We start from the raw sequence: 19,246 nt of genomic DNA on the forward strand, positions 1-19,246 counted from the left end.
CCGCCGCTCTCGCGCCGGGCACTTTTACTACGTTACCCGCCGATTTCCGCTGTGTCAAACCGGTGTAACCCGATCCGACCCGCTTCCACCCAATTTACGGGCACCATTCGGCGACCGACTTGCGTCGGGCACTTCCCGGGGTTTGGCAGGCCGCCCGCCGTGGTCTCCCACTTGGCGTCCGTTTCCCTGCCGACGCGGAACATTACCCCCTCCCCTCCACCCCGCCAAATCGGCCCCCTCCCGAGTCGAAAGGGGGCCGACGAGCGGCACGGACCTCGCTCAGCCGATCGACTCACGGTCACGCCACGCGCGGCGCAGCGTCACCCGTCCGTTGGTCCGCAGCAGGCCCTGCCCCCTGCTCCTGGCGGGGTGGGCGGTGCGTCAGCCCGTGACGGGCATCACCCGGCGGATCCCTCGTCCGTCGAAAGCAGCATCCCGATCTCACCGGCCGGCATGACGATCGGCGGCGTTCCGGCTGACACCGTGACAGGGTCAGTCGCGCCGCAACAGGGGACCACATGACCGCAGCCGCCACCGCCACGTCCGCTCCGACCGCCACGCCCCGGATCGCCCTGCTCGATGTTCTACGGGGGGTGGCGATCCTGGGGACACTGGCCACCAATGTGTGGATCTTCGCCGCCCCGGGTTCGGAGGCCCGGTTCCTGGCCGACGCCGCCGCGGTGTCGGCCACCGCCGACCTGTCCGGCGGACCGGTCGCCGTCGTCGTCGAGGCCGTGTTCCGGTTCCTCGCCAACGGCAAGTTCCTCGCGCTGCTCACCGTCCTGTTCGGGGTCGGCCTCGCGATCCAGCACCGCTCGGCGCTGGCCGGCGGCAGGGCCTGGCCGGGCCGCTACGGCTGGCGGGCGCTGCTGCTGTTCGTCGAGGGCACGCTGCACTTCGTCCTGGTCTTCGCCTTCGACGTGCTGATGGGGTACGCGGTGACGGCGCTGCTGGTGGCCTGGCTGCTGGCCCGCTCCGAGCGGGCGCAGCGGGTGGCGATGTACGTGGCGGGCGCGCTGCACGTGGCCCTCATGACGCTGCTCACCCTCGCCCTGGCGCTCGCCCCGTCCGCCGGCGAGCGCGGTTCCGCCACCGAGGAAGCCGTGCCCGTACGGCTGTTCACCGAGGGCAGCTACCTCGCGCAGGTCGACTTCCGGCTGGTCAACTGGTTGCCGCTGCGCGCCGAGCCGATCCTCAGCTTCGCGCTGCTGGTCTTCCTCTTCCTGCTCGGGGTGCGCCTGTTCCGGGCCGGCGCGTTCGCCGCCGACGACCGGGGCCGGGCGTTGCGCCGGCGGTTGCTCCGCCTCGGGCTGGGTGTCGGGCTCCCGCTGAACGCCGCGACCACGCTGGCCGGGCCGGAGCTGTTCCTGATCGACCGGTACGTCTGCGCGCCGCTGCTGGCGCTGGGCTACCTCGGCCTGGTCGGGGTGCTGCTGGAGCGCCGGAGCCGCTCGGGCCCGGTGACGGCCGGGCTGACCGCGGTGGGTCGTACCGCGCTGTCGTCCTATGTCCTGCAGAACGTGCTCTGCGTCGTGCTCTGCTACGGCTGGGGGCTGGGGCTGGCCTCGGCCTGGCCGGGGGCTGAGCCCTGGTGGGTGCTGGCTCTGTGGGCGGGGGTCAGCGGCACGCTGGTCCTGGTGGCGCGCTGGTGGACGGCGAGGTTCGGGCGGGGCCCCCTGGAGGCGGCCCAGCAGGCGGCGTTGCGCCGGCTGGAGCGGCGTCGGTCCTGATCCCGCCGGCAAGGGCGGCCGCAGGTGACCAGCCGCAGCGTCACGTGGTCGGCGGGCGGCGGCGCGGTCTGTCGGCGGAGGTCAGGGCGAACGCCCCGGCCATCGCCAGGGACGTGTCGCGCCCGCCGGTACGGTGGCCGGGTGACGGACGCAGGCGGGTACCGCGACCTGGGTGAGGCGGGGTGGGCGTGGGTGCGCGGCCAGGTCCGCGAGGACGACGGCCCGTGGTTGCCGGAGTCGGTCGCCGACGACGGGCCACCGGACGGCCCGGCCGGGGACCGCGACTCGCTGTACGCCGGGATCGCCGGGCTGGCCCCGGTCCTGGCCGAGGTCGAGCGGCACCGGGCGCTGACGGACGCCGAGCGGTCCCTCGCGGCGGGCATCGTGAACCGGCTGTCGGCCGGGGCGGCGGTGCGCGCCGAGCCGTCCCTGAGCGACGGGCTGGCCGGGGACGTGTTCGCGCTGCGACTGCTCGCCCCCGGACGGGAGGGGATCGCGCTGCGCCGGCTCGCCGAGCTGCGCACCCCGGCGGGGTGGGACACCACCCTGGACCTCGGGCCGGACCACCAGGGACCACTCACCGACCTGATCATGGGTACGGCCGGTGTGGTGCTTGCCGCCGCCTGGGCGGGTGGGGACGACGCCGCCGGGATCATGTCGACCGGCGGGGAGGCGCTGCTGCGGGTGGCCGAGCCGACCGCCGCCGGATTGGACTGGCGCCTGCGGCCGGGGCACCGGTCGAGCACGCCGAACTACTCGCACGGCACGGCGGGGGTGGCCACGGCGCTGGCGGTCGCCGGGCACGCGCTGGGTCGGGACGACTTCCTCGACGCCGCCCGCGCGGGTGCCCGGCACCTGCTCGCCGTCGGCTGCCTGGACGACGACGGTTTCGTCGTGCCGCACACGATCCCCGCCTCGCGGCGGGAGGTGGAGCCGGTGACGTACGGCTGGTGCCACGGGCCGACGGGGACGTCGTACCTGTTCGCCGCGCTGACCTTCGCCGGGGTGGAACAGGTTGCCGGGTTCGCGGTCGGTGAGCTGCGGGAACGCTGCCTGCGTTCGGTGCTCACCGCCGGGCTGCCGTACCGGCTGCGCCCGGGTTTCTGGGACAACGACGGCCGCTGCTGCGGCACCGCGGGGGTCGGCGACATGCTGCTCGACGCCGCCCAGGGCTGCCCCGATCGGGCCGGGGCGGAACGGCTGCTGCGGTCCGCCCGGACCATGGGCGACGCGCTGGTCGAGCGGGCGGTCCGCGACGACGCCGGCGCCCGGTGGCGGTTCGTGGAGCACCGGCAGGATCCGCCCCTGCTTCCGCCGGGGACGGCGTGGATGCAGGGCGCCGCCGGGATCGCCGCGTTCCTGTTGCGCCTGGCCCGGGTGTGCGAGGCCCCGACCACCGCCGTCGTCGTCGACCGACCCGAGCAGTGGTGGGCCGTCCCGCAGCGGCTGCGCGTCGCGTCCGCCGGCGGCGGTGGCGTGACGGTGTGAGGGCGGCCGGCACCGTGACCCCGGTGCAGCGGCGGCCGGCGCGGGGCGGCGGAGGTCGGGGTGGGCCGGTCGTCACTCGGGGGCGGTCGGGCCCAGCAGCCGGATCTCCTCGATGTCGAGCGCGGCCTGGAGTTCCCGCAGCACCGTGTCGTCGATCTCGTTCGCGTCGCGCAGCCGGGTGATCTCGCGGCGCTTGCGTTCCAGGACCGCCAGCCGCAGCCGGCGTTCGAGGTCGCGGGCCCGCTCGGACTCCTCCCCCACGTCGGCGGCCCGCATGTCGTCGAGGTGGGCCTGGTAGTCGACGCGCACCCGGTCGACGGCCTCCGGCGCCGCGCCCAGCCCGCCCGCCAGCTCCGGCAGCGCCGCCAGCCCGACCTCGGCGGCCCGCAACCGGGCCCGGCGCACCTCGTCGACCCGCTGCTGGTCCCCGACAAGGCCCGCCCACCGGACCACGAGCGGCAGGGTGGTGCCCTGGACCAGCATGATCAGCACGATCACCACCGCAGTGCAGAAGATGATCAGGTCACGCTCGTGGACCGGATGCCCGGCCGGGGTGGACAGCGGCACCGCGAGCGCCGCGGCCAGGGACACCGCGCCCCGGAAGCCGGCCCAGCCGGCGGCCGTGCGGATCCGCCAATTGACCCGCAGGGCCCGCTGCGACCTACGGCGGTCGATCAGCTCCAGCAGGTACTCCGACAGGTGCAGCCAGGCCATCCGGGTCGCCAGCACCGTGACGGCGACCAGCACCGCGATGACCAGCGCCCGCGCCAGGGACGTGCTGGTCACCCCGCGCAGCGCGCGGGGGATCTGCATGCCGAGCAGCACGAACAGGCCACCGTTGATCAGGAAGGTGCTGAGGTCCCAGAAGGCGAAGGCCGTCACCCGGGAGGGCGCACGGATCACCCGGGGCGCGGCGTAGGCGAGCACCAGACCCGCGACCACCACGGCGAGCACGCCACTGGAGTGCAGCTCCTCGGCGATCAGGAACGCGACGAACGGGGTGAGCACGCTGAGCGTGCCCTCCCGGAGCGGATCGTCGAGGCGGCGGCGTACCAGGACGACCAGGCCGCCGACCACCAGCCCGGCCGCGACGCCGCCGAGGAACGATCCGGCGATCCGCTCCAGGAGCGGGAGCGGTCCCGGCGGGGCGCCGCCGGTGATCAGGCCGACCGCGACGGCGAAGAGAACCAGCGCCGTGCCGTCGTTGATCAGGCTCTCGGCGCGCAGGATGCTGAGGAACCGGCGGGGCAGCCGCTTGGCCAGGCCGGCGACGGCGGCGGCGTCGGTCGGGGCGAGCACCGCGCCGAGCACCCAGGCCGCCGGGCCGGCCACCCCGACCGCCTGGGCGACCACCGCCACCGCGACCATGGTGACAGCCACCAGCGCCACAGCGAGCAGGACGATGACCACCAGGTTGGCGCGGAGCTCCCGCAGGCTGACGGTGATGCTCTCCCGGTAGAGGATCGCCGGCAGGAACAGCAGCAGCACCACGTCCGGTTCGAGCACCACGTCGGACAGCGGCGGGGCGAGCGCCAGCAGCGCGCCCATGCCGATGAGCAGGACGGGCGGCGCGACGCGGTAGCGCCCGCCGAGGGTGGTGCCGACCAGCACGGTGGCCGCCAGCACCACGATCAGCACGAGCCCTTCCACGTCGTCCCCTCGTCGCCTCTCACCGCCGGCGTGCGGCCGGCCGGGTCGAGAGGTCCCGGGGCGCCCGCCTCACCATGGTTCTACGGCGGCCGGATGCCGGAGGCTGGAACCGGCCTATTGGCGCGACCGGGGCCGCCGGGCCAGGGCGACACCGGGACGAGGCGGCGGTGGGTGGTGGGCAACGTCGGGCGGGGCGGCGGCGGCCTCCTCGCGGACGGCATGACATAGGTCGGCAGCGATTGACAAAGTTTAGAGTCTCAACTTAATCTGCGGTGCAAATCGGGCGTCGTCCCACGCCTGCGGCGACGCCCCGGCGTGGCCGACCGAAGCGGCAGCAACTGTCCCCGGCGAGGAGTGTCATGACCGGCATGCGAGACACCGTACGACGAACACGATGGCGGATCGGCGTGGTCACCGGCGCCGTCGCGCTCCTGGTTGCCGGCCTCGGGATGACGACGGCGGGCAGCGCGCAGGCGGCGTCCGGCTGCCGGGTGGCGTACCAGGTCAGCAGCCAGTGGCAGGGCGGGTTCGGCGCCAACGTGGGCGTCACCAACCTCGGTGACCCGCTCAACGGCTGGCAGCTGACCTGGACCTTCCCCTCCGGCCAGCGGGTCACCCAGGCCTGGAACGCCACGGTCACCTCCGCCGGCAACGACGTGACCGCCGCGAACGTCGGCTACAACGCCGCCATCGCCACGAACGCGACGGTGTCGTTCGGCTTCAACGGATCGTGGTCCGGCGCGAACACGAACCCCACGTCGTTCGCGCTCAACGGCGTGACCTGCACCGGCAGCACCGGCCCCACATCCGCGCCGCCGACCAGCACGCCGCCGCCCACCACGCCCCCGCCGGCCGGTGACGCGATGGCCGCCGTGGCCGCCATGCAGCCCGGCTGGAACCTGGGCAACTCCCTCGACGCCACCGGCGCCGACGAGACCTCCTGGGGCAACCCGCGGATCACCGAGGCGCTGCTGGACAACGTGAAGGCGCAGGGCTTCAGGAGCATCCGCATCCCGGTGACCTGGAGCGCGCACCTGGGCGGCGCGCCGGGCTACACCATCGAGGCCGCCTACCTGAACCGGGTCAAGGAGGTCGTCGGCTGGGCGCTCGACGACGGGTTCTACGTGATGATCAACATCCACCACGACTCGTGGCAGTGGATCGCCAACATGCCGACCGACCGCACCGGAGTGCTGGCCCGGTACAACGCGATCTGGACCCAGCTGGCTAGCGCCTTCCGCGGCTCGTCGCCGAAGCTGGTGTTCGAGAGCGTCAACGAGCCGCAGTTCACCGGCAGCTCCGGCGACGCCCAGAACGCGACGCTGCTGGGCGAGCTCAACACCTCGTTCCACACCATCGTGCGGCAGTCCGGTGGCAACAACGCCACCCGGCTGCTGGTGCTGCCGACCCTGCACACGTCCTCCGACCAGCCGCGCGTCGACGAGCTGCTGACCACCTTCAACGCGCTGCACGACCCGAACCTCATCGCCACCGTGCACTACTACGGCTACTGGCCGTTCAGCGTGAACATCGCGGGCGGCACCCACTTCGACGCGACCGCGCAGAAGGACCTCACCGACTCCTTCGACCGGGTGTACAACGCCTTCGTGGCCAGGGGCATCCCGGTGATCCTCGGCGAGTACGGCCTGCTCGGCTTCGACCGCAACACCGGCACCATCGAGCAGGGCGAGAAGCTCAAGTTCTTCGAGTACCTGGGCCACTACGCGCGCACCAAGAAGATCACCACCATGCTGTGGGACAACGGCCAGCACCTCGGCCGGACCACGTTCCAGTGGAGCGACCCGGAGCTGATCGCGCAGATCAAATCGAGCTGGACCACCCGCTCGGGCACCGCCTCGACGGACCTGGTGTTCAACGCCAAGGCCAGCCCGATCACCGCCAAGACGATCACCCTGAACCTCAACGGCACCTCGTTCCTGGGGCTGCGCCACGGCAGCACCGACCTCGTCCAGGGCACCGACTACACCGTCAGCGGCAACCAGCTCACGCTCACCGCGTCCGCGCTGACCCGGCTGACCGGCACCCGGGCGTACGGGGTCAACGCGGTGCTGTCCGCCCGGTTCTCGCAGGGCGTCCCGTGGCGGATCAACGTGCTCACCCACGACCGGCCGACCCTGGGCAACGCCACCGGGACGACCGCCTCCTTCGCCGTGTCCACCCAGTTCCGGGGCGACCAGCTCGCCACGATGGAGGCCAAGTACGCCGACGGGAGCAACGCCGGCCCCCAGAACTGGACGTCGTTCAAGGAGTTCGACCGCACGTTCGCGCCGAACTACGGCACCAACGTGATCACCCTGACCTCCGACTTCTTCGCCGAGGTGAACGACAACGCCCCGGTGACCCTCACCTTCCACTTCTGGAGCGGCGAGAAGGTGACGTACAAGGTCACCAGGTCCGGCAGCGCGGTCACCGGCACCGTCGGCTGATCCTGGCCGAACCCTCGCGGCCCGGTCGTCCCCGATCCTTCGTGGGGATGACCGGGCCGTGCCGTCGGCGCCGACCGGCCGTCCGGGACCGGCGACCGACCGCTTCGCCCCGGTCCAGACGGTCAGGAGAAGCGTTCGATCGTGACCGGGATGAGCCCCTGCATCCGCAGCGTCGTGGTCAGCTCCCGCAGCAGCGGCCCGAGCGGGCCGCCGCCGCCGGCGGCGAGGTCGGCGGTCAGGTCGAGGCACCAGGGGCCGCCGCCGCCGATCCGGCGCAGGTGCCAGGTGAAGGAGTCGGCCCCGACCCGGCGGGCAGCAACCCCGATGATCCGCGCCTGCGGGTCGGCCGGGTCGCCCGTGCTCGCCATCCGCCAGACGCCGCCCAGATTCGCCAGCCCGTCCGGGCGCAGGTCGGCGGCGAACAGGACCCGGTAGACGCGGCTGTCGCGCGGCCCGGTCCCGGCCGGGCGGGGGTTCAGCCGCAGCGGGGCCGCCGTGGACAGCGGCTGCCCGTCGTGGAAGTGGCCGCGCAGCGCCTCCTCGTCGGGCAGCTCGCCGCCGCCGAGCCGGCGGTAGGCGGTGGCCGCCTCGTGCCGCGGCACCCCGACCACCCGGCGGCGCAGTTCGGCGTCCACCCGGATGCTCCGGCTGAAGGCCGCGCAGTCCCACCAGTGGCCGTCCGCCGGCGTCCACGCGGCGGAGTCGAGGCGCACCGCCGCGCAGTCCTCGCCGAGCACGAACTCCTCGACGACGAGCCCTTCCGGTGCGGTGGCGCTGCCGTCGGGGTGGACGAGGTAGTAGTCGAGCGCCGGCTGCCGTACCCGGGCGGCCGGCCCGGGCCGGTGCGGCGCCGTGAGATCCGGCGGCCCAACGCCGGGCCGGCGCTGCTCCGCGTGCCATGTCGTCACCACCGCATTGTCGGCCGAGGCCGCGCGCAGTCCCGGCCGACTCGCCGCCGCGCCGTACGCCTCGCCGCGCGACTGCGGGGTGGACCCGGCCGCCACGGGCCCACCCCAGCTTCCTTCATTCGTCAGTCAGAATGTTTCTCGGACACGTTCGACTCTTGCACGCCACAGTCCACTACTGACACGATGGCCGTCGATGCATCTGTGGGACAGGCGGAAGGAGCAGGGTCATGGCGGTGTCCCGTCGGAGGCTGATCGGATCCCTCGCGGCGGGTTCCGCGCTCGCCGCCGTCTCCCCGACCGACCTGGTGTCAACCCTGCGCGGCGCGGCTTTCGCGGCCAGCCCGCCCGGCGACGTCGTCGGCAAGATCTCGGTCGGCTACCAGGGCTGGTTCAGCTGTCCCGGCGACGGAGCGCCGATCGGCGGCTGGTGGCACTGGAGCCGCGACCGGTTCCAGCCGCCCGCCCCGGCCAACACCACCGTCGTCTCCTGGCCGGACATGCGGGAGTACGCCCGTGGCTACACCACCGCGTACCCGGCCCTGGGCAACGGCCAGCCGGCGCAGCTCTTCTCCTCCTACGACCAGCAGACGGTCGACACCCACTTCCGCTGGATGCAGGAGTACGGCTGCGACACCGCCGCCCTGCAACGGTTCAACCCGGTCGGCGACGAGGGGCCCACGCGCGACGCCATGACGGTCAAGGTCCGCAGCGCGGCCGAGCGCTTCGGCCGCAAGTTCTACATCATGTACGACGTCACCGGCTGGACGTCGATGCAGACCCAGATCAAGGACGACTGGGCCAACCGGATGTCCGTGCACACCGCCTCCCCGGCGTACGCCCGGCAGAACGGCCGGCCCGTGGTCTGCATCTGGGGCTTCGGCTTCAACGACGACGGCCGCCCCTTCGCGCCCGCCCCCTGCCTCGACGTCGTCAACTGGTTCAGGGCCCAGGGCTGCTACGTCATCGGCGGCGTGCCGACCTACTGGCGGCAGGGCATCAACGACTCCCGACCGGGCTTCTCCGAGGTCTACCACGCGTTCCACATGATCTCGCCGTGGATGGTCGGCCGCACCGGCACCCTGGACGGGCTCGACTGGTTCCACACCAACGTCAACGTCCCCGACCAGGCCGACTGCGCCGCGCACGGCATCGACTACCAGCCCTGCGTGCTGCCGGGCGACCTGTCGTCCGGGCACCGCCGCCACGGCGACTTCTACTGGCGGCACCTCTACAACCTGACCCGGCTCGGCGCCCAGGGCCTCTACGTGTCCATGTTCGACGAGTTCAACGAGGGCAACCAGATCGCCAAGACCAGCGAGACGCAGGCCACCACCCCGGCGGGGGCGGGCATCCGCGCGCTCGACGAGGACGGCACCGCCTGCTCCGCCGACTACTACCTGCGGCTCACCGCCGACGGCGGCCGGATGTTCAAGGGCCAGCTCGCCCTCACCGCCGTACGGCCGACGCCGCCCGTGCTCGGCGGTGGCCCCCCGCCCGGCGGCGACCTCGCCGCAGGCCGGCCGACGTCGGCGAGCAGCCAGAACGGCGGGTTCGTCGCGGGCAACGCCGTCGACGCCGACCGGGGCAGCTACTGGGAGTCCACCAACGGCGTCTTCCCCCAGTGGTGGCAGGTCGACCTCGGCGCGGCCCACCAGGTGGCCCGGATCGTGCTGCGGCTTCCGCCCGCCGCCGTCTGGCAGCGGCGCACCCAGACACTGTCGGTCGAGGCGAGCCCGGACGGCGCCGGGTGGACGACCCTCGTCGCGTCGGCCGGGCGGGTCTTCGACCCGGCCACCGGCAACCAGGTGACGCTCACCGTGCCGGCCGCGCCGGCCCGGCACGTGCGGATCCGCTTCACCGGCAACACCGGCTGGCCGGCGGCGCAGCTGTCCCAGCTGGAGGTGTACGCCGGGTAGCAGCGGCGCGGCGTCCCGCGCCCGCCGCAGCACACCGCCGGCCGCCGCGCGGCCGGCTCCCACGACCCCCACGGAGAAGAGTCACCCATGCCCCGGAGCATCATCCCGGCGTCGCGGTGGTCGCCGCGCCGACCGCCTCGACCCCGTCCCCCGGCGGTCATCGCCGCCGCCGTCGCGCTCGCGACCGCCCTCGGTCTCCTGGCCGGGACGCCCGGCCCGGCCGCCGCCGGCCCGACCACCGGCGGCGGGCCCGTGGTGACCCGGGCCGGGCTCGACCCGGGTCTGGTCTCCGGGCGCGGGGCCGACGTCGGCTTCGTCGAGCAGGAGGCGGAGAACGCCGTCACGGACGGCGAGGTCATCGGCCCCGACCGCACCGCCTACACCCTGCCGGCGGAGGCCTCCGGCCGCCGGGCGGTCCGGCTGACCCCCGGCCGGTACGTCGAGTTCACCCTCCCGAACGCTGCCAACGCGATCACCGTGCGCTACAGCATCCCGGACGCGCCGGGCGGCGGCGGCATCACCGCGCCGCTGGACGTGGCGGTCAACCAGCGGCGGGTCCGGACGATGACCCTCACCTCGCAGTACGCGTGGCTCTACAACCAGTACCCGTTCTCCAACGACCCGACCGCCGGGCTGCTGCACCCGGACTGGTGGATCACCGAGTGCGGGTGCGTGCCGTCGGCCACCACCCCGTACCCGAGCATCCCCACCCCGTTCCGCCCCAGCCACTTCTACGACGAGCAGCGCCTGCTGCTCGGCCGCACCTACCGGGCGGGCGACCGGATCCGGCTCACCGTCCCCGCCGGCAGCAACGCCGCGTGGACCGTGATCGACCTGCTCGACTCCGAGCTGGTCGGCCCGCCGCGGGTCCGGCTCGCCGCCGCGAACGTGCTGGCCTTCGGCGCCGACCCGACCGGCCGACACGACTCGGCCGCCGCCCTGGATCGGGCCATCGCCTTCGCCCGGCGGGCGGACCTGCCGGTGTACCTGCCGCCGGGCACCTACCAGGTGAACCGGCACATCATCGTCGACGACGTGACGATCGAGGGCGCCGGCAACTGGTACACGATCATCAAGGGACGGGAGGTCGCGCTGCCGACTCCCGCCCCGGACGGCTCGGTGCACACCGGCGTCGGCCTCTACGGCCGCGACGCCGCCGACGGCGGCAGCCGCAACGTGCACCTCTCCGGCTTCGCCATCGAGGGCGACGTCCGCGAACGGATCGACACCGACCAGGTCAACGCGATCGGCGGCGCGATGAGCGACTCCACCATCGACGGGCTGCACCTGCGGCACACGAAGGTGGGCATCTGGTTCGACGGGCCGATGGGCGGCGTGCGGGTCACGAACACGGTCATCGTCGACCAGATCGCCGACGGGCTGAACTTCCACACCGGCGTCACCGACTCGCTGGTCGCGCACACCTTCGTCCGCAACTCCGGCGACGACGGGCTCGCGATGTGGTCGGAGAAGGTCGGCAACGCCCGCAACAGGTTCGACCACAACACCGTGCAGTCGCCGGTGCTCGCCAACGGCATCGCCCTGTACGGCGGCACCGACAACACCGTGTCGAACAACCTGATCGCCGACCCGGTGCGGGAGGGCAGCGCGATCCAGGTCGGGTCCCGGTTCGGCGCGGAGGCGTTCACCGGGCGGCTGCTGATCACCGGCAACACCACCGCCCGCGCCGGCACGTACGAGCTGAACTGGAAGATCGGGCTCGGGGCCATCTGGTTCTACGCGCTCGACCGGGACATCGACGCGACCGTCGAGGTGGTCGGCGACCACTATCTCGACAGCACGTACAACGCCGTCATGCTGGTCAGCGACTGGCCGGTGAAGGACCTCTACTCGATCAGGAACGTCCGGTTCCGCGACATCCGGGTCGACGGGACGGGCACGTCGGTGGTCAGCGCCCGCTCGGCCGGCTCCGCCTCGTTCCGCAACGTGGACGCCCGCAACGTCGGCGCGGTCGGGGTCAACAACTGCGGGTCGTTCCACTTCACCCCGGCCGGCTCCGAGTTCGCCCTCACCGACCTCGGCGGCAACGACGGCGGCTGGCTCGCCCCGTGGCTGCTGCCGAACACCATCACCTGCGACGACCGCCCGCCGGTCGTACCGCCACCGCCACCGGCGTCCTGGTAGAGGATGCCCGTACCCGCCCCGTTCGGCTCGGCGCACACGAACAGGTCACTGGCGCACAGGGTGTCGCGCTCCCCGATGGCGCCGTTCGCGACCGGGCCGGGGCCGGCACGGCGATCGTCACAGCCGCCGAGGGCGCGCGACCACGGAGATCTAGGATGGGCGTGTGACGCGAACACCGGGCATCACGTTCCCGCAGGTGGTGACCTACGACGGACTGCCCGGGTCTGCGGGCGGTGCGCACTCGCTTCGCACCAAGCATCCTGGCGAGGCGCTCCAGCGCCTGCAAGGCTTCGTCAACGCCTGCACCGAACCGGTGTCATCAGCATCGTGGGCGTTCGAGGTCTTTGCAGGCGGACCGCCCGCGTCGACCGAGCAGCTGGTAGCGCTCGCCACCGAGCACTTCGGCGGGCCCCGCCATCGCGCGCGAACCCACACGGAATGGAACGTCTCACCCGACTCCGTGAACCACGCACTCGATGCCCTCATCGCCGTCGGCCCCGACGCGGTCACGACCCACGGACGTTCCCTGGCCGCGCTGACCTGCAGCACGCCCGTGCGCCTCATCGACCCGGACGCCCGCACCCCGTACCCCGACATCACCCCCGACGCCTTCGGTCGCTTCGCCGTGGACGGGTACGGCCGGCTTCTGGGCGACTCGGGCATACGCGCAACCCTCGGCACCGCGGCGTCCTCGCTCTCCCTGTGGCTCAACCTGCCCGCCGACCAACGGCTGTCCCCCGGTGCCCGCCATCTACAAGGCCATCTCCCGTTCCGGCTGTCCGCGAAACACTGGCGCCTCTGGCGCCCCACCCGGAGCGGCGACTCCTACCGCGCCACCAAGATTCCCTCGCCCGTACACGACCGGGCCTGAACCCCATCGAAACACCCCGACCGTGGCGCGCGGGTGCGGTCCGACGGCTCAGCAGAACCAGCCGTCCTGGACCCAGCCGCGCCGGTTGACGTGCCCGTAGGCGAAGCCGTAGACGTAGCCGCCGCTGCGCGGTCCCTCCACCAGGAACGTCTGGCCCTGGTAGAGGGTGCCCATCCACGCCCCGTTCGGCTGGGTGCGCACGAACAGATCGCCAGCGCACACGGTCTCGCGTTCCCCGATGGTGCCGTTCGCGGCCCGGGCCGGGGCCGGAACGGCGACCGCCACGGCCGCCACGGCCGCCACCAGCGCCGCGATCCGGTGCCGCGATCCGCCGCTCACCACGAGTCGTACCCCCCGACGCACTCGATCCGCAGGTATCCCCAGTCGTTGGGGCCGAAGTCGAAGGCGGCGGCCCAGCCGTTGTAGACCGGGTGGGCGCCCGGCGTGTGCCCGATCTTGTTGCCGTACGTCAGGGTGCGCTTGAGCCCGGACGGACCGCCGGCCGAGTCGTAGTTGTCGTAGAAGCTCGCGGTCTGGCAGACGACGACGGCGTGCCGGGGCACCACCGGGGCTGCCGAGGCGGCGACGCCGGCCAGCGGGGCCAGCAGGACTCCGGCGGCCAGCGAAGTGGCCAGGCGCGGTGACGACGGGCGCATGTGTCCCCCCACGGGGTCTCGGATGAGCGGACACCCTACCAATAAATTCGATGCACATCTATTCCTTGCTCGCCCGTCACGCCGTTCCCCCGAAGCCACGCCTCCGCCGCCGGCCCGGGGGACGGCCCGGTGCGCGCCGGCGCGGACGCGGTCAGGGCAGCACCAGCGCGACCGCCGCGCCGGCGGCCAGGTCGAGAACCGCGTCGCCGTACGGGCTGCGTACGGTCAGCCGTTGCCCCGCCGCCGCGACGAGCCGCGCCCGCAGGCCGTCGGGGGTCCAGGCCAGCTCCTCGACGGTCACCCCGCCCCGGCAGGTGACCCCTCGGACGGTGCCCCTGGCCAGGGCGGCCGGCGCGGCGGGCAGCAGCCACAGCACGCCGGGCCGGGAGTGCACCAGGGCCTCGACGAGCACGGCGGGCAGGGTGTGCGCCGCATCGGCGTTGTAGATCTCCAGGTCCGGGTTGTGCGAGCTCATCAGCGAGCGGAAGAACATGTCGTTGGCGGTGATTTTGCGCAGGTTCCCGGCGACCAGCTCGGGGTCCCGCAGCCGGGCCGCGACCAGCGCCCGGTGCAGGCTGCCGTGGGCGGAGAGGTTCTCGTCGCCGCGCAGCACCAGCGCGCGGTGCGCGGCGACGGCCAGCTCGGGGGTGTCGTCGGGGTTGATCTCGTCCAGGGGCCAGACCGGATAAAGATGGCTGATGTGCCGGTGGTCCTCGTCGCCCCGCTGGCCGGGCCAGGCCCACTCGGCCAGCGCCCCGCGCTCGTCGACCCGGTACGCGGGCAGCCGCCCGCGCAGCCCGGCCCACCGGTCCACGCCCGTCGCCTCGGCCGCGGTGGCCAGGGCGTGCCGGGCGGCGGCGATGTCCATCGTGGCGTTGACCGCCAGGTACACCGGCCGGTCGTCGGCGTCGGGCGGGCCGGTCTCGGGCGAGAACGACGGCACGACGACCACCGCGCCGGAGGAGTCGGTGACGGTGAGGAAGTCCTCGAAGAAGACGGCCGCCTCCTCCAGCCAGCCGGCCAGCTCGCCCAGCGGCTCCCCGGTCACCCGGTGGTGTTCCCACAGGGGGTGCAGCAGCCAGTCCGCCCCGGCGAGCCAGGCCGCCCACGGCCAGTCGGCCCGGAAGTGGAACAGGTTGCCGTGCTCGCCGTCGGTGCGGCCCGGCGCCAGCAGCCCCCGGACGCCGTAGATCGCCGCCGCGTTGCGCCGCCAGTCGTCGACCTGGCCCCGGACCAGCGCGGCGTGGGCCGCCGTAACCTCGGGCAGCGCGCCGATGTTGGCCCCGGCCAGTTGCAGGTTGAGGTTGGCGTCGGTGGTGAAGTCTCCCGCCCACGCCGCGCCCCACGCGCCCAGCCACAGGCCGGTGAGCCGGGGCGGCAGCACCCCGCTGGCGCTGATCAGCAGGTACCGGCCGGAGTGGAACAGCCGCTCCAGCAGCGCCGGCAGGAGCAGGTCCCGGTCGGCGTGCTGTCGGGCGAGCAGCTCACCGACCGGCAGCTCCCGCTCCTCGGCCGACACCCCGAGGTCCAGGCTCACCCGCCGGTAGATCGGCGCGTGCACCGCGACGTGCCGGGCCAGCAGCTCGGTGTAGCCCGCCCCGGAGCGGGCCACCAGGGCCTCCTCCAGCTCGGCCGTCCGCCAGGGCGCCGCGTCACGGCGGTCGAGCACGCTGGTCAGGAGGGCTGGGCCGCGCACCGCCACCCGATCCCCCACGACCCGCGCGTCGCCCCGGACGAGCGTCAACCCCTCGAACCCGTACGCGCCGTCGCCGTCGGGCGGGTACAGCCCGCGGATCCGGATGAAGACGTGCTCGCCCCGGCGGTACGCGGCGGTCTCGTAGCGCACGTCGTCCGGGCGCTCGGGCAGGTCGCCGGTGAGCCCGATGACGCACCCGGGCATCTCGACGTGGATGACCGCGATCGCGTCGGCCCGCGAGACGAACGCCCGCCGGCACCCGCCGTCCCACTCGACGACGACCTCCCCGGTGGTGAACTCGGTCCCGCGCCGGTAGCCCGTCGGCGCCGGCCCGTCAGCCGGTTGCGCGGTCGCGTCGATGGTCATGGCGTACCCCGGGTGGAACGGCTGGGTCCAGCGCAGCTCCCGCCCGTCGGCGAGCACCGCCGCGGCCTCCGCGCGCCGGCCGGCGAGGACGAGCTCCCGCACCTCGGGCAGCCGGTCGGCGAGCTGCGGCGGCCGGGCGTGGCGGGTGCCGTTGGGCAGCACGAAACGGTGATGGTTGAACACGATCCGCTCGGCGTACGGGGCGCCGGAGACCATGATCCCGCACTCCCCGTTGCCGGAGAGGAACGCGTCCTCCCAGCGTGCCGCCGGGACCGTGTCCCAGATCCGGTGGGCGGACGCGGGCATGGTGTCCGCCATCGACGGCGTCTCCTTCCGGTCACCGGCCCGGCGGGACGGCGCGCTCGGCGGGCATCCGGACACCGGTGACAGCCGAGCCATCGTGCATCCTATGCGATCATCCGCACTTTTTGTATCAGCGCAGATCACTGCCGCCAAGCGCGGACGAGCCGGACGCCCGGCTCCGGATCGGCAAGGTCGGGACACTCCCCGCGCCGGACCCGGCCCACCGCCGACCCCACGTGGAGCATCCGCCCGATACCCGACCGCGAGGTCCGCCCGCGCCGAATGTCCGGATCGCCGCGCCCGTGGGTGTGACCGGGGGCATCCGTCCGGCGGAACACCGGCCGGCCCCGGGTCGTTACACATGGCAGACGATCGAGCAGCGCACCCCGCTGCCGAGCCCGCCCGAACCCCCGTGACCCCGGGAATGCGGGTCGGCCGCCGGTCGTTACACATGGTCCCGCCGCCACCATCAGCGCCCCCTCCCGGGTGTGGTGAGCCGCCGGACGACTTTCCCCCCTTTTTGATCTGTTGGGCGCCTCGACGTGGTGCTCACACCCCCGTCCCCTCCCCCCGGGGCGGTGCGTGTGTCGACCCCCGATTGGAGACACCCCCATGAACACGATCATCCGTAACAGCGTTCTCGGCATCGCCGGTCTCGCCTTCGCCGGCGGCGTGTTCGCCGGCCCCGCCACCGCCCACGCCACCCCCACCACCGAATCCACCCCGACCGCTGTCGCCGTGCAGGCCGACAAGCCCGGCGTGGACAAGGCCAAGCTGATCCCGCACGGCGTGCAGGGCGCGCAGTCCCGCATCGACCTCGACGCCGAACAGACCGCCAACGTCAAGGCCATCATCGCCGCCACGAAGAAGGCCGGCCTCGACGAACGGGCCGCCGTCATCTCCATCGGCACCGCACTGCAGGAGTCGAAGCTGGAGAACCTGGGCCACCTCGGCGACCGCAACGACCACGACTCGCAGGGCCTGTTCCAACAACGCCCCACCTCCGGCTGGGGCACCCCCGAACAGATCACCGACCCCGAATACTCCACCCTCGCGTTCCTGAAGGGCCTCAAGCAGGTCGACGGCTGGCAGGACATGCCCCTGACCCAGGCCGCGCAGACCGTGCAGGTGTCCGCCTACCCCGACGCGTACGCACAGTGGGAACAGCAGGCCGCCGACCTCGTCACCGAACACTGGAACAGCTGACACCAACCGAACAGCCAACCGGCCGGGCCCCCGACAAGGGGACCCGGCCGGCGGCGTGTCCACCGGCACGATCGACGAGCACGACGCCGACGGCCGGCGGTACGACACGGACCGACTCGCCGCCGTCAGCGGCGGGGTTGCCGGGAGATCCCGGCCGGAGTCAGCAGGGCCGAGGCGGCGAACCGCAGCAGGGGCAGGTAGATCCGCACCGAGTCGGTGACCGATCCGAAGTGCGACGAGGCGTTGTCGTCCACGTACGTGGTGGCGATCGTGGTCTGCTCGATGGGCTGGCCGGCCCGGGCGGCGTACAGCAGGACGTTCATCTCGTACTCGAACCGCTCGCCGGGGACCGTGAGCAACCAGTCGAGCAGACCGTGCGGGTACGCCCGCAGCCCCGTCTGGGTGTCCCGCACGGGGCGCCCGGTCGCGGCGCGGAACAGCACCCTGGTGAGGCCGTTGCCGGCCCTGCTGCGCACCGGCACCTCGCCGTCGAACCGCCGTACGCCCAGCACCATCACGCCGGTCTCCTCGACGCGCCGGGCCACGCGCAGGACATCGGCGACGCCGTGCTGGCCGTCGGCGTCGGCGCACACCACGTCGTGGCCCGGGCACTCGCGCGCGACGTGCCGGAACCCCGTCCTCAGGGCCACGCCCTTACCCCGGTTCGCCCCGTGCCGCAGGACGGTGCAGCCGAGGTCACGCGCCGCGTCGAGAACCCGGGCGGACGCCGGTCCGCTGCCGTCGTCCACCACGACGACGTGGACGCCGGGAGCGGCGTCGCGCAGCTCGGCGACGAACTCGGGCAGGCGGGGACCCGGCTCGTACACCGGGGCGAGGACGATCACCGCCGCCCGCCCACGCCACGTCCGGGCGTGCCTGCGGCGGCGCGCCCGGCGCGTCCGCCCGAAGGACCGTCCATCCTGTCCACGTGACCTCCTCGATGTCGCCGCGACCGTCGTCCTCATCGAGATCGATCCGGTGGCTCGGGAGCCTTTACCCCGTTGGCGGCCGTCCGTCACGTGCTCCGCTGCGGCGGTTCCGCCGGATCAGCGCCGGGCACGGTCACGCCCCGTCGGAGGCACCCGGACCGGGGTGGGGCGGGACCACGGCGCAGTCCCCGCCCGCCGCGTCCCGGCGGCGGCGCGCCAGCCGGTCGACGCGGCGCATCGACGTCACCAGCCGGCGTTCCCGGCGCAGCAGGCCCGCCGGGTCGCGGGCCCCGAGGAACCACAGCCGGGACGCGATCCGAGCGGCCGGCTCGCGCCACCACCTCGGCAGCGCCTCCCCGCCGGAGGCGTGGACGTCGAGCAGCGCCGGGCCGCGCAGTCCGAGGGTCCGACGGGCGAGATACCTGATCCGGGGCAGGTGCCAGGTGTGCGAGACGATGCCCAGCGGCTGCCCCGGGCCGAAGGCGTGGCCGTCGAGGAGGCCGTCCTCGACGGTGTGCAGGAGGTTCTCCAGCGTGCTGCGCGAGCGTGTCTCGGCGCGCAGCTCCGCGTGCCGGTCGAGGCCGGCTGCGAGCGCCTGGCGCAGCATCAGGTCGCCCTCCCGCCACCCCTGCGGCGGGGGACGCGCCCCCTCGGCGGCCTCCGCCCAGCCGCCGCTGAACACGATCCGGGGTGCCCGGCCCTGCCCGGCGGCGCGGGCGAAGGACGCCTCGTTCGCGGCGACGTAGTCAACCGCTGCCCGCACGCGGGCGATGCTGGCCGGGGTGAGCGCCCAGGTGTCCCCGGCGCGCAGCACGCCGCGGCCGAAGACCACGAGGACGGTGGCGGTCGGCGACGTGTGTCCTCCCCTCGGCGGCTTCCCGGCAAGGGTAACCACCCGCCCCGCACCCGCCGACGACGCCACGGGGCGGCCCGGC

14 protein-coding genes are annotated in these 19,246 nt (G+C 73.6%); 7 read left to right on the forward strand and 7 right to left on the reverse strand.

The window, feature by feature from the left end:
• Window positions 1–518: 518 nt before the first annotated feature.
• Together ABT023_RS27235 and ABT023_RS27240 are read left to right on the forward strand one after the other, a co-directional pair.
• Window positions 519–1,730 carry a DUF418 domain-containing protein gene (locus ABT023_RS27235; protein WP_350889351.1) on the forward strand — a complete coding sequence of 404 codons (1,212 nt, stop codon included), beginning with the start codon at window positions 519–521 and terminating at the stop codon, window positions 1,728–1,730.
• A 141-nt stretch (window positions 1,731–1,871) separates the two neighbouring features.
• Entirely contained in the window at window positions 1,872–3,218 is a 1,347-nt protein-coding gene (locus ABT023_RS27240; RefSeq protein WP_350889352.1) for a lanthionine synthetase LanC family protein, read from the forward strand.
• Window positions 3,219–3,290: 72 nt separating this feature from the next.
• On the opposite strand, the gene ABT023_RS27245 is transcribed toward ABT023_RS27240, so the two are convergent.
• Window positions 3,291–4,868: a Na+/H+ antiporter gene (locus ABT023_RS27245; RefSeq protein WP_350889354.1), complete on the reverse strand. Its 1,578-nt coding sequence runs from the start codon at window positions 4,866–4,868 to the stop codon at window positions 3,291–3,293.
• A 359-nt stretch (window positions 4,869–5,227) separates the two neighbouring features.
• Here ABT023_RS27245 and ABT023_RS27250 point away from each other — a divergent pair, with 359 nt between their 5' ends.
• Window positions 5,228–7,315 (forward strand): cellulase family glycosylhydrolase, encoded by a 2,088-nt coding sequence (locus ABT023_RS27250; RefSeq protein ID WP_502890767.1) that lies wholly within the window; start codon window positions 5,228–5,230, stop codon window positions 7,313–7,315.
• A 122-nt stretch (window positions 7,316–7,437) separates the two neighbouring features.
• On the opposite strand, the gene ABT023_RS27255 is transcribed toward ABT023_RS27250, so the two are convergent.
• Window positions 7,438–8,319 carry a hypothetical protein gene (locus tag ABT023_RS27255; protein WP_350889357.1) on the reverse strand — a complete coding sequence of 294 codons (882 nt, stop codon included), beginning with the start codon at window positions 8,317–8,319 and terminating at the stop codon, window positions 7,438–7,440.
• 131 nt (window positions 8,320–8,450) lie between these two features.
• On the opposite strand from ABT023_RS27255, the gene ABT023_RS27260 reads away from it, so the two are divergent.
• The 3 genes from ABT023_RS27260 to ABT023_RS27270 all read left to right on the forward strand — a co-directional run bounded on the left by ABT023_RS27260 (window position 8,451) and on the right by ABT023_RS27270 (window position 13,155).
• On the forward strand, window positions 8,451–10,139 hold the full coding sequence (locus tag ABT023_RS27260) for a glycoside hydrolase family 99 protein (protein WP_350889359.1): 1,689 nt from the start codon (window positions 8,451–8,453) through the stop codon (window positions 10,137–10,139).
• An 87-nt stretch (window positions 10,140–10,226) separates the two neighbouring features.
• Window positions 10,227–12,284 (forward strand): glycosyl hydrolase family 28-related protein, encoded by a 2,058-nt coding sequence (locus tag ABT023_RS27265; RefSeq protein WP_350889362.1) that lies wholly within the window; start codon window positions 10,227–10,229, stop codon window positions 12,282–12,284.
• Window positions 12,285–12,447: 163 nt separating this feature from the next.
• Entirely contained in the window at window positions 12,448–13,155 is a 708-nt protein-coding gene (locus tag ABT023_RS27270) for a hypothetical protein (protein ID WP_350889364.1), read from the forward strand.
• Window positions 13,156–13,203: 48 nt separating this feature from the next.
• Here the strand turns inward: ABT023_RS27270 and ABT023_RS27275 are convergent, their stop codons facing one another.
• The 3 genes from ABT023_RS27275 to ABT023_RS27285 all read right to left on the reverse strand — a co-directional run bounded on the left by ABT023_RS27275 (window position 13,204) and on the right by ABT023_RS27285 (window position 16,191).
• On the reverse strand, window positions 13,204–13,494 hold the full coding sequence (locus ABT023_RS27275) for a hypothetical protein (protein WP_350889366.1): 291 nt from the start codon (window positions 13,492–13,494) through the stop codon (window positions 13,204–13,206).
• A complete protein-coding gene (locus tag ABT023_RS27280; RefSeq protein WP_350889368.1) occupies window positions 13,491–13,811 on the reverse strand; it encodes a hypothetical protein in 321 nt (106 codons plus the stop codon). The genes ABT023_RS27275 and ABT023_RS27280 overlap by 4 nt, the downstream gene beginning before the upstream one ends.
• Window positions 13,812–13,962: 151 nt before the next feature.
• Entirely contained in the window at window positions 13,963–16,191 is a 2,229-nt protein-coding gene (locus tag ABT023_RS27285) for a glycosyl hydrolase family 95 catalytic domain-containing protein (RefSeq protein ID WP_350889371.1), read from the reverse strand.
• Between the two features lie 597 nt (window positions 16,192–16,788).
• Here ABT023_RS27285 and ABT023_RS27290 point away from each other — a divergent pair.
• Window positions 16,789–17,382 carry a hypothetical protein gene (locus ABT023_RS27290; RefSeq protein WP_350889372.1) on the forward strand — a complete coding sequence of 198 codons (594 nt, stop codon included), beginning with the start codon at window positions 16,789–16,791 and terminating at the stop codon, window positions 17,380–17,382.
• A 125-nt stretch (window positions 17,383–17,507) separates the two neighbouring features.
• Here the strand turns inward: ABT023_RS27290 and ABT023_RS27295 are convergent, their stop codons facing one another.
• Together ABT023_RS27295 and ABT023_RS27300 are read right to left on the reverse strand one after the other, a co-directional pair.
• Window positions 17,508–18,227 (reverse strand): glycosyltransferase family 2 protein, encoded by a 720-nt coding sequence (locus ABT023_RS27295; protein WP_350889374.1) that lies wholly within the window; start codon window positions 18,225–18,227, stop codon window positions 17,508–17,510.
• 217 nt (window positions 18,228–18,444) lie between these two features.
• On the reverse strand, window positions 18,445–19,246 hold an 802-nt coding region (locus ABT023_RS27300; RefSeq protein WP_350889375.1), incomplete at its 5' end, for a YdcF family protein.

The organism is Micromonospora sp. NPDC002296 (genome assembly GCF_040296145.1).
Lineage (GTDB): Bacteria > Actinomycetota > Actinomycetes > Mycobacteriales > Micromonosporaceae > Micromonospora.

Excerpts from the sequence above, each read along its gene's own strand:
- ABT023_RS27235 (WP_350889351.1), top strand. The coding sequence starts at position 519 with ATGACCGCAGCCGCCACCGCCACGTCCGCTCCGACCGCCACGCCCCGG.
- ABT023_RS27250 (WP_502890767.1), top strand. The coding sequence starts at position 5,228 with ATGACCGGCATGCGAGACACCGTACGACGAACACGATGGCGGATCGGC.
- ABT023_RS27260 (WP_350889359.1), top strand. The coding sequence starts at position 8,451 with ATGGCGGTGTCCCGTCGGAGGCTGATCGGATCCCTCGCGGCGGGTTCC.
- ABT023_RS27265 (WP_350889362.1), top strand. The coding sequence starts at position 10,227 with ATGCCCCGGAGCATCATCCCGGCGTCGCGGTGGTCGCCGCGCCGACCG.
- ABT023_RS27280 (WP_350889368.1), bottom strand. The coding sequence starts at position 13,811 with ATGCGCCCGTCGTCACCGCGCCTGGCCACTTCGCTGGCCGCCGGAGTC.
- ABT023_RS27285 (WP_350889371.1), bottom strand. The coding sequence starts at position 16,191 with ATGGCGGACACCATGCCCGCGTCCGCCCACCGGATCTGGGACACGGTC.
- ABT023_RS27290 (WP_350889372.1), top strand. The coding sequence starts at position 16,789 with ATGAACACGATCATCCGTAACAGCGTTCTCGGCATCGCCGGTCTCGCC.